Origin of the sequence: Limnochorda sp., assembly GCF_047459355.1 — a bacterium.
In the GTDB taxonomy this organism is placed as follows: Bacteria; Bacillota; Limnochordia; order Limnochordales; family Limnochordaceae; genus Limnochorda.
The window spans coordinates 24,359-34,495 of the sequence record NZ_VSCV01000022.1 but is presented as its reverse complement, the minus strand read 5'-3'; the positions used below and the strand labels follow the sequence as shown (position 1 = coordinate 34,495).

7 protein-coding genes are annotated in these 10,137 nt (G+C 72.3%); 6 read left to right on the top strand and 1 reads right to left on the bottom strand.

All coding sequences use genetic code 11. The features are described from left to right. The 6 genes from FWJ67_RS08430 to FWJ67_RS08405 form a co-directional block, all read left to right on the top strand. The coding region (locus FWJ67_RS08430) for an FCD domain-containing protein (RefSeq protein WP_414482699.1) at positions 1 to 618 on the top strand (618 nt) is incomplete at its 5' end. 21 nt (positions 619 to 639) lie between these two features. After that, entirely contained in the window at positions 640 to 2,235 is a 1,596-nt protein-coding gene (locus FWJ67_RS08425) for an FAD-binding oxidoreductase (RefSeq protein ID WP_414482698.1), read from the top strand. 17 nt (positions 2,236 to 2,252) lie between these two features. Beyond that, positions 2,253 to 3,911: a glycerol-3-phosphate dehydrogenase/oxidase gene (locus FWJ67_RS08420; RefSeq protein WP_414482697.1), complete on the top strand. Its 1,659-nt coding sequence runs from the start codon at positions 2,253 to 2,255 to the stop codon at positions 3,909 to 3,911. Between the two features lie 231 nt (positions 3,912 to 4,142). Beyond that, positions 4,143 to 5,543: a hypothetical protein gene (locus FWJ67_RS08415; protein WP_414482264.1), complete on the top strand. Its 1,401-nt coding sequence runs from the start codon at positions 4,143 to 4,145 to the stop codon at positions 5,541 to 5,543. Between the two features lie 115 nt (positions 5,544 to 5,658). Next, positions 5,659 to 6,936 (top strand): MFS transporter, encoded by a 1,278-nt coding sequence (locus FWJ67_RS08410; RefSeq protein WP_414482263.1) that lies wholly within the window; start codon positions 5,659 to 5,661, stop codon positions 6,934 to 6,936. 215 nt (positions 6,937 to 7,151) lie between these two features. Next, positions 7,152 to 8,336 (top strand): PQQ-dependent sugar dehydrogenase, encoded by a 1,185-nt coding sequence (locus FWJ67_RS08405; protein WP_414482262.1) that lies wholly within the window; start codon positions 7,152 to 7,154, stop codon positions 8,334 to 8,336. Here the strand turns inward: FWJ67_RS08405 and FWJ67_RS08400 are convergent. Beyond that, positions 8,293 to 10,026: a glutamine--tRNA ligase/YqeY domain fusion protein gene (locus tag FWJ67_RS08400; RefSeq protein WP_414482261.1), complete on the bottom strand. Its 1,734-nt coding sequence runs from the start codon at positions 10,024 to 10,026 to the stop codon at positions 8,293 to 8,295. The genes FWJ67_RS08405 and FWJ67_RS08400 overlap by 44 nt on opposite strands. Positions 10,027 to 10,137 lie beyond the last annotated feature (111 nt).

The following is a 10,137-nucleotide window of genomic DNA, read 5'->3' as shown; positions in this document are numbered from 1 at the left end:
GAGCGGGAGCTGGCCCAGAGCCTGGGTGTGGCCCGGCCCACCCTGCGGGAGGCCCTCCATCGGCTGGCCGCCCAAGGGTGGATCACCATCCAACAGGGCCGACCCACCCGGGTGAACGACTACTGGACCAGCGGCACCTCCCACATGCTGGCCGCCCTGGCGGAGCACCCGGAGCGGCTGCCCGCGCCCTTGGTGGGCTGGTTGCTGGAAGCCCGCCGGGCCTTGGCGCCCGCCTACGCTCGAGCGGCCGTGCGGGCCGCGCCCGAGCAGGTGGTCGCCCGGCTGGCCCGGGCGGCCGAGCTCCCGCCAGAGGCCCACGCCTTCGCCCGCTTCGACTGGGAGCTGCACCGCACCCTCGCCCGGCTCTCGGGGAACCCGGTCTACACGTGGATCCTCAACGGCTACGAGGCCCTCTACCAGCGCCTCGCGCCCCGCTACTTCCAGCAGCCCAAAGGCCGGGCCTTCTCCCGGCGCTTCTACCGGCGGCTTCTGGACGCGGCCATGGCCCGGGATCCAGGCCGGGCTGAGCGGGTGACCCGCTCCGCCATGGCGGCCAGCCTGCGCCTTTGGCAGCGGTTGGAGGGAGGGGCGGGGAACCGGGGGAGACCGGGAGACTGATCCTTCCAGGAGGTGGCAGCCGTGCGTCGTTGGAATGGCTGGGGCGATGAGGCGGAGCACTACCCGCTGGAGGAGGGCGCTCGTGCCTACCTGGTGGAGCGGGTGGGGGCGGGCCAACCGCCCCGGGACGCCACCCTGGAGGAGGTGGTGCGGCGAGTGCCGCCCTCCCGGCTGCCCGACCACCCGCTGGTCACCTCCGATCCCGAGACCCGCCTGCGCCGGGCCCGGGGCCAGAGCCTGCCCGACTGGATCGCCATGCGGAGCGGCCGGGTGGGGGCGGTGCCCGACGGGGTGGCCTTCCCCGAGAACGATGCCCAGGTCCGGGAGCTTCTGCGCTTCGCCCAGGAGGCCAAGGCCGCGGTCATCCCCTACGGGGGCGGGACCAGCGTGGTGGGCCACCTCACCGTGGATCCCGACGGGCCCCCCGTCCTCTCCGTCGATCTGAGCCGTCTCTGGAAGCTCCACTACCTGGATGAGGTCAGCCGGCTGGCCACCTTCGGCGCCGGGGTACGGGGCCCTGACCTGGAGGCCCAGCTCCGGGCCGCAGGCTACACCCTCGGCCATTACCCCCAGTCCTTTGAGTACTCCACCTTGGGCGGTTGGGTGGTCACCCGCTCCTCGGGCCAGCAGTCCCTGGGGTACGGGCGGATCGAGGAGCTCTTCGCCGGCGGCCGCCTGCAGGCCCCGGCCGGCACCCTCCACCTGCCACCCTCCCCGGCCAGCGCCGCGGGGCCCGATCTGCGGCAGCTCGTCTTGGGCTCCGAGGGGCGGCTGGGCATCCTCACCGAGGCGGTGGTCCGGGTGAGGCCCGTACCGGAGCGGGAGGTCTTCCTCGGCTTTTTCTTCCCCGATTTCGACGGGGCCCTCGCGGCGGCCCGCACCTTGGTCCAGGAGCGACTCCCCCTGGTGATGGTCCGGCTGAGCACCGCCCGGGAGACGGAGACCACCCTCCGCCTGGCGGGCCGGGAGCGGCTCATCGGTCTCTTGGAGCGGTACCTGGCGATCCGGGGGGCGGGGGCGGGCAAGTGCATGCTCCTGGTGGGGGCGGCCGGGCGACGCCGGCGGGGGGGGGAGGCCTTTGGGGGGGCCAAGGCCATCATCCGCCGCCACGGGGGCGTCTTGGTGGGGAGCCTCTTCGGGCGGGAGTGGGAGAAGAGCCGTTTTCGGACGCCCTATCTGCGGAACACCCTGTGGGAGAACGGTTACGCCGTCGACACCTTGGAGACGGCCACGCCCTGGCGGGCGGTGCCCGAGACCCTCAGGGCCATCGAGGCCGCCTTGGAACAAGCCCTGAAGCCCGAGGGGGAGCGGGTCCACGTCTTCAGCCACCTCTCCCACCTCTACCCCGATGGGAGCAACATCTACGTCACCTACGTCTTCCGCCTGTCGGGTGATCCGGAGCGGGATCTGGAGCGCTGGCGGGCCCTGAAGGGCGCGGCCAGCCGGGCCATTGTGGAGCAAGGTGGGACCATCAGCCACCAGCACGGGGTGGGATTGGACCACAAGCCGTATCTGGAGGCGGAGAAGGGGACCCTGGGCCTGGAGGTGCTCCGCCAGGCCGCGGCGGCCCTCGATCCCCAGGGGATCATGAACCCCGGCAAGCTGGTGGACCGGTGAAGGGAGGAGGTTCCAAGGTGGCGGCCGCCGCGCGTGCCCAGGTGTGGGCGGAGCTGGATGGGTCTTCCTGGGATCTGGTGATCATCGGCGGGGGGGGCGTGGGGGCGGGGGGGCTCCGGGAGGCGGTCCGCTTGGGCCTCCGGACCCTGCTCCTGGAGCAGCGGGGCTTCGCCTGGGGCACCTCCAGCCGGTCGGGGCAGCTGGTCCACGGGGGCCTGCGGTACCTGGCCCAGGCCCAGGTGGGCCTCACCTGGGCGTCGGTCCGGGAGCGGGAGCGGCTCCTGCGGGACGCGCCGGGGCTGGTGGAGCCCCTGGCCTTCCTCCTGCCCGTCTACTGGGGGAGCCACCCCGGCCGGCTCATCTACGGTTTCGGCCTGGAACTCTACGACCGCCTGGGCGGCCTCCACGCCCACCGCTACCTGGGCCGGGAGGCGTTCGTCTTGGCCGCGCCCCACGTGAGCCAGGACCAGCTCCAGGGGGGCTACATCTTCCGGGACGCTCAGACGGACGACGCCCGCCTGGTGTTCCGGCTGATCCGGGAGGCGGCCCGCCACGGCGGCACCGCCCTCAACTACAGCCGGGTGGAGGAGCTCCTCCGGGACGGGGACGGGCGGGTGGCCGGCGTAGTGGTGCGGGATGTGGCCGGTACCGACGGGGAGGGGAGGGGCGGCTCGGTGGCCCGGGTCCACGCGCGGGCGGTGGTCAACGCGACGGGGGCATGGGCCGACCGGCTCCGGGAGCAGGTGGGCGGGCGGCCGCGGCTCCGGCCCTTGCGGGGGAGCCACCTCATCTTCCCGGGCTGGCGGCTCCCCCTGTCGGCGGCGGTCAGCTTCATCCACCCTAACGACGGGCGGCCCGTCTACGCCTTCCCCTGGCAGGGCGTCACCCTGGTGGGTACCACCGACGTGGACCACGGGGAGGACCTGGATCGGGAAGCGGCCATCAGCCCCCGGGAGGCCGCCTACCTCCTGCGGGCCGTGCAGGCCGCCTTCCCCCGCCTCCACCTCACCGCCGGCGACGTCTTGGCCAGCTACGCGGGCGTCCGGCCGGTGGTGGGCACCGGCAAGGCCGATCCCTCCAAGGAGTCCCGGGAGCACGTTCTCTGGCTGGAGGAGGGTCTCCTCACGGTGACGGGGGGCAAGCTGACTACCTTCCGGGCTATGGCCCTCCAGGTCCTCCAGCGGCTCCGGGCCCTGCTCCCGGAGCTGCCGCCGGCCGATCCCCAGGCGCCCGCCCTCGACCCCCTGCCGGAGGGCCCCCCGAGCCTGCCGGGTTGGCCGGGGCTGGACGGCGCGGCGGCCGCCCGCAGGCTCGCGGGGCGCTACGGGGCGGCAGCGGCCCAGCTGGTGGCGGAGGCTCAAGAGGGGGAGCTGCGGCCCATTGCAGGGACGCCCTACCTCTGGGCTGAGGTGCGCTGGGCGGCCAGCCACGAGGCGGTGGTCCACCTGGACGACCTGCTCCTCCGCCGGGTCCGGCTGGGCCTCTTGGTGGAGGATGGGGCCCAGCCCCTCCTGGGGCGGCTGCGGCCGCTGATCCAGAGCGGCCTGGGCTGGGACGACGCCCGCTGGGCGGCGGAGGTGGAGCGCTACCAGACCCTCTGGCAGCGGGCCTACGCCCCGCCCCGGCTGCCGGCCGAGACCCAGGGCCAGGTTGAGGCCCAGAGCCGGCGGGCGTAGGCCAGGATCGGCCGCATCGGCCAGCACCCTCGCCCGTCGACCGGGCCCGCCCCCGTTGGGCCGGATCAGCCGGCGTAGGCGGCCAGAGCCATGAAGGTGTAGAAGGCCCGCCAGGCCTCCAGCCCGTCGGCGGCTGTGTAGGCGACGGCCCGGGCGCTCATCCGCTCGGCCCGGGGCGGGGAGCGGCATACCAGCCGGTCGCCCCGGCGTAGGTAGGGTGGGGGTGGTCCTGTGCGGGTGGTGGCCTGGTTCGGCCGTCGGGGCCGCTCGGCCCGGTCCGGGCCGCAAGGGGAGCGGACGGCGGGAACCCGGGAACGGCGGCTCCCCCAGGGGCGGCGGGTGCTGGTGGCCGGCCTCGCGGCGGCGGTCGGGGTGGGGATCGTGGTGGGGACGAGGCTCCTCGGGGAGCGGGACGGGCCGGTGGCGCCCCGGGTGGAGGCGGTCACCGTCGGCTTCGTGTGGCCGGAGTACCCCGGTGAGCTCCAGGTGACCGATCCAGCCCTTATTGAGCCGCTGGTCCAGGCCCTTGGCCAGGCCAGCCAGCCGGCGGAGCGTTCTGGGAACCAGGATCGTGGGGTGTCTGGGGAGGTCCCGGCCACCCGGGAGCTTTACTGGCGGCTGGCGTGGGAGGAGGGCGGCCAGACCCGGGAGCTCCTCGCCACCCGGGACTTCCGCCTCGTCGACCCCACCCGGGGGGCGGTTGTGTCGAGCCCTGCCGCAACACCGGTGCTGGAGGCCTTGACGGAGCAGCTTCATGGGAGCTTCTTCGGCGAGCCCCTCGCCTGGGACGAGGCCCTGAGGCGGTTCCCCGCGGGGGCCACCGCGCAGGTGCGGGACCTGGAGACGGGCTTGGCCTTCCAAGTCCGGCGCCACCGGGGCGATGCCCACGCGGACGTGGAGCCTCTGACGGCGGAGGACAGCGAGACCCTCCGAACCATCTACGGCGGCGAGTGGAGCTGGAAGCGGCGGGCGGTGGTGGCCACCATCCAGGACCGGGCGGTGGCCGGCTCCATCAACGGCATGCCCCACGGCTGGGGCGATCTCTTCGACAACCAGTTCGAGGGCCACTTCTGCCTCCACTTCGCGGGGAGCCGGGTGCACACCACCTGGCGGGTGGACGACGGCCACCAGCTCATGGTCCTTAAGGCTGCGGGCCTCCTGGCCGACACCCTGGACCAGGCCGAGCCCGAGGAGCTGGCCCGGTGGGTGATGGCCGCGGTCAACCACCGGGAGCGGGCCACCCTGCGCTACCTGGCTGACGAGCTGGACCCTGCGCTGCAGGAGGCCCTCTTCGCCCAGATCCGCACCCTCTTCGTCTGGGGGAGCCGGCGGGTGGACGGCGACCACCAGCGGGCCCGGGTCCGGGTGGAAGCGACCCTGTATTACACCGCCCCCGATCCCCAAACGCCCTACCGGGTGAACCCGGTCTTGGCGTTCCACCGGCCCCATGAAGGCGGTCCCTGGCTCCTGGCTTTCGACGGCCTGGCCCAGCTCCTCCGCGCCTCCCCGACCGCGGCCCCCACCGGGGAGCCGGCCCGGGTAGATCGGGAGGCCCCCACCTTGGCCCAGCTCATGGCGGGCGGCTGCGCCCCGGAGCCTGCCGGCTTCGGTCCCACCCAGGACGCCAGCTGACGGGGACCAGCCCCTCCCATAAGAACCATTCTCAGTCTATACTGACTGAGAGAGGGTCGGATGGCGGGGGCCTGGCGGTTCCCCGCCTCACCTCTGCCCAAAGGACGGTGTCCCGGTGATCCTGGCGGCGGCCTGCCTCACGCTGATGGGGGCGTTCTTCACCCAATCGGCCCTCAGCCCGGTCTTGCCCTGGATCGAAGCTGAGTGGGGTGTGAGCCACGCTCAGGCGGGGCTCCTCTTCTCCGCCTACCAGGCCGGGTACATCCTCTCCAGCGCCCTCTTCCTGGTGGGCCTGGACCGGCGGCAGGCCCGGGGCGAGCCCGCCCACCACCTCCTGTGGCAGGCCGCCGGGCTGGCGGCCCTGGCAGGCACCGCCTTCCCCCTGCTGGCCCGGGGGCTGGCCTCAGGCGTGCTCCTGCGCTTCTTGGCCGGGGTGGGGCTGGGCGGGGTCTACATGCCCGGGGTGAACCTCCTGGCCCGGATGGTCCCGTCCACCCGCCGGGGCCGCTTCGTCGGGACCTACGTGGCCTCGTCCATCCTGGCCCAGGGGCTCTCTCTGGCGGTGACGGGGGTCTTGGCGGCCCGGTGGGGGTGGCGGGCCGGCTACCTGGCCATGGGCGTGGCCAGCTGGGTGGGGCCGGTGGCCGGCCTCTTCTGGGCCCGAGGAAGCAGCCTTGTTCCACCCCGGCCGGGGGGCGAGGAGCGGGCCGCCGCGGCTCGGCCTGGGCCGGAGCCGGCCCGGGCGCCAGGGCTCCTGGAACCTCCGCCCCGGCGGCTTTCCCCCTGGCGGCCCGGCCTGGGGGTCTTGGCAGCCGCCTTGGCCTACGCCGGGCACACTTGGGAGCTTTACGGGCAGCGGGCCTGGCTGACCCCCTACCTGGCCGAGGGGCTGGCGGGCGAGGGCTTGGGGGCGGCCGTCACCCAAGCGGGGTGGCTGGCCGGCACCACGACCTTGCTGGGCGCGGTGACCACCGGCCTCGGTGGCGCGCTCTCGGACCGCTGGGGACGCCCCCTCACCGCGGCGGCTCTCTTGCTGGCGAGCAGCACCACCACCCTCCTTCTCGGCTGGATCGGGGGGTGGCCCCCGCCGCTGGTCTGGGGCCTCCTGCTGGTCTCGGGCCTGACGCTCACCGCCGACTCGCCCATCTTCTCCATCATGGTGACGGAACTCGCCCCTCCCGACGGGGTGGGCCGGGCCCAGGCATGGCAAACGGTTCTGGGATATCTGTCAGGCGGGATCTCCCCCTGGGTTCTGGGTCTGGTCGCCGATCGCTGGGGGTGGCGCCTGGCGTGGGCGGCGGGAGCGGCTGGGCCGTGGGTCGCGATGGGGGCGCTGGCCTTTTACGCCCTGCGGATGCGGCAGCAGGCGGCCCGGACGGTGACGGCGCCATGAGCCGGGGGAGGCAGGCTTCTTTGGGAGCGGGCGCGGTTCTCTCGAACTTTTCGGGGGGTCAACTGACGCGATTCGACACACAAGGGCTGGGAGATGTTGTATTCTATGATCAGCCGTTTCTCCCCTCGTCGTTACGGCAGGCAGAGGCAGCCTCACCCAGGGTGGGGCTGCCTCTTGCCGTTTCACCGCAAAAATGTCTGGGAGGTGGCGTGGCGGTGGGCAGAAGGACCATGACCAAGGCTCAGCCGGCGGGCGGCCGGCGGCGGCTGCTTTTGGCCGCCTGGGTGGTGATCTTGCTGACGACGGCGGCAGCCCTGGCCCAAGGGGCCGATCCGGCGAGCCACCTGCACCGGATCCGGCTGCCGGAGGGCTTCGCCATCCAGATCTACGCCCGGGTGCCGGGGGCCCGGTCCCTGGCCTACGCTCCCGACCTGGCGCTCCTCTTCGTTGGCAGCCGCCGGGATACGGTCCACGTGGTGATGGACCGGGACGGGGATGGGGTGGGGGAGACGGTCCTCCCCCTGGCTCAGGGCCTGCGGGTGCCCAACGGCATTGCCTACGGCGACGGCTTCCTCTACGTGGCGGAGAACCACCGGATCGTCCGCTTCGACCTCAAGGACTGGACGCCGGGGAGGCTCCTGGAGCCGGAGGTGGTCTACGACCGGCTGCCCCGCTACGACTACCACGGCTGGAGGTACCTGGCCCTGGGGCCCGACGGGCGGCTCTACGTCGCGCTGGGGGTGCCCTGCAACATCTGCACCACCGAGGATCCTGTGGGGGCCATCGCCCGGCTGAACCGGGACGGCACCGGCTTTGAGGTGTACGCCCGGGGGATCCGCAACTCGGTGGGGATGGACTGGCACCCAGCGACGGGCGAGCTCTTCTTCACCGACAACGGGGCGGACATGCTGGGCGACGACATCCCCGCCGACGAGCTGAACCACGCGCCCCGGCCCGGGCTCCACTTCGGCTTCCCCTATTACGCGGGCGGCCGCACCCGCAGCCCCCAGTTCCCCGGCCCCGTCCCCGTGGCCCGGGTGAGCCACCCCGTGGTGGAGTTCGGGGCCCACACGGCCTCGCTGGGGATCCACTTCTACCGGGGAGCCATGTTCCCGGACGAGTACCGGCATGACGCCTTCGTCGCCCAGCACGGCTCCTGGAACCGGACGGAACCCATCGGCTACCGGGTGAAGCGGGTCCGCTTCAACGAGCGAGGCCAGCCGGTGGGGAAGGAGGTCTTTGCCGAGGGCTGGCTCCTGCCCGACGGCACCGCCTGGGGCCGCCCGGTGGATGTGGAGGAGCTGCCCGACGGCTCCCTCCTCGTCTCCGACGACTACGCGGGGCTCATCTACCGGATCACGTACGCTCCCGGCCCTGGATCTTCTGCCACGAATCCCTGAGGGGGACGATCCGGTTGAAGACCAGGAGGTCTTCCGTGCTGTCGGGGTCCACCGCGAAGTAGCCGTGGCGGAGGAACTGGTACCGGGAGCCCACCGCCGCCCCGGCCAGCCCGGGCTCCACCAGGCACCCGGTGAGCACCTGGAGGGAGTTGGGGTTCAGGTTGGCCAGGAAGTCGCCGCCTTCCTCCGGGTCTTCGGTGAGGAAGAGGGGCTCGTAGAGGCGGACCTCCGCGGGCACCGCGTGCCGGGCCGAGACCCAGTGGAGGGTTCCCTTCACCCGGCGGCCGTCGGGCGTGGAGCCGCCCAGGCTCTCGGGATCCCACGTGCACCGGAGCTCGATCACCTCGCCGGTGGCCGGATCCTTCACCACTTCCTGGCAGGTGATGTAGCAGGCGCCCTTGAGGCGAACCTCCCGGCCCGGGGCCAGGCGGAAGAACTTCTTGGGCGGATCCTCCATGAAGTCGTCCCGCTCGATGTAGATCTCCCGGGTGAAGGGGACCTGGCGGGTTCCGGCCTCGGGGTCCTCGGGGTTATTCTCCACCTCCACCCACTCCACCCGGTCTTCGGGGAAGTTGGTGATGACCACCTTCAGGGGGTTGAGGACCGCCATCACCCGCTGGGCTGTCCGGTTGAGGTGCTCCCGGACCACGTGCTCCAAGAAGCCCAAGCTGATGACGGCATTGGTCTTGGAGACCCCCACCCGGGAGCAAAAGTCAATGATGGCCTCGGGCGGGTACCCCCGGCGGCGCATCCCCCGCAGGGTGGGCATGCGGGGGTCGTCCCAGCCCCGCACGTACCCGCCCTCCACCAGCTGGCGGAGCTTCCGCTTGCTGGTGATGGTGTGGGTCAGCTCCAGGCGGGCGAACTCGATCTGCTGGGGCGGGTCGGGGATCTCCAGGGCCTCGAGGAACCAGTTGTAGAGAGGCCGGTGGTCTTCAAACTCCAGGGTGCACAAGGAGTGGGTGATCCCCTCGATGGCGTCCGAGAGCGGGTGGGCGAAGTCGTACATGGGGTAGATGCACCACGTGTCCCCCGTCCGGTGGTGCCGGGCCCGCTGGATCCGGTAAATCACCGGGTCCCGCATGTTCAGGTTGGGGGAGGCCATGTCGATCTTGGCCCTCAGGGTGCGGGAGCCGTCGGGGAACTCGCCAGCCCGCATCCGCCGGAAGAGGTCCAGGTTTTCCTCCACCGAGCGGTTCCGGTAGGGGCTCTCCCGGCCCGGTTCGGTCAGGGTGCCCCGGTACGCCCGCAACTCTTCGGGGCTCAGGTCGCAGACGTACGCCTTGCCCCGCTTGATCAGCTCCTCGGCGTACTGGTAGAGCTGCTCGAAGTAGTCCGAGGCGTAGTAGAGCCGGTCACCCCAGTCGAAGCCCAGCCAGCGGACGTCCTCCTTGATGGCCTCGACGAACTCTTCCTCTTCGGTGGTCGGGTTGGTGTCGTCGAAGCGGAGGTTGCACAAGCCCCCGTTGGCTTCGGCGGTGCTGAAGTCGATCCAGATGGCCTTGGCGTGACCGATGTGCAGGTAGCCGTTGGGCTCGGGAGGGAAGCGGGTGTGCACCCGCCCGCCGTACCGCCCCGCCGCCCGGTCGGCGTCGATGATCTCCTGGATGAAATGGGTTGGCTTCTTCCCTGGTTCTGTCACCGCGACCGCTCCTTGCAGGCCAGCTTCTCCGGAAGAGACTGGCACCATTATACGACATCCGTACCCTTTGGGGCGCGGCGCCCCGCCGCCCAGCCCAGGCTCTGAGATCACCGCTCCGAACCCAGGATCGCGGTCCCACGACCCGGCATCATGGGCCTG

Bases quoted from the DNA above. Each gene is read 5' to 3' on its own strand.
- FWJ67_RS08400 (WP_414482261.1), bottom strand. From the start codon at position 10,026: ATGGTGCCAGTCTCTTCCGGAGAAGCTGGCCTGCAAGGAGCGGTCGCG.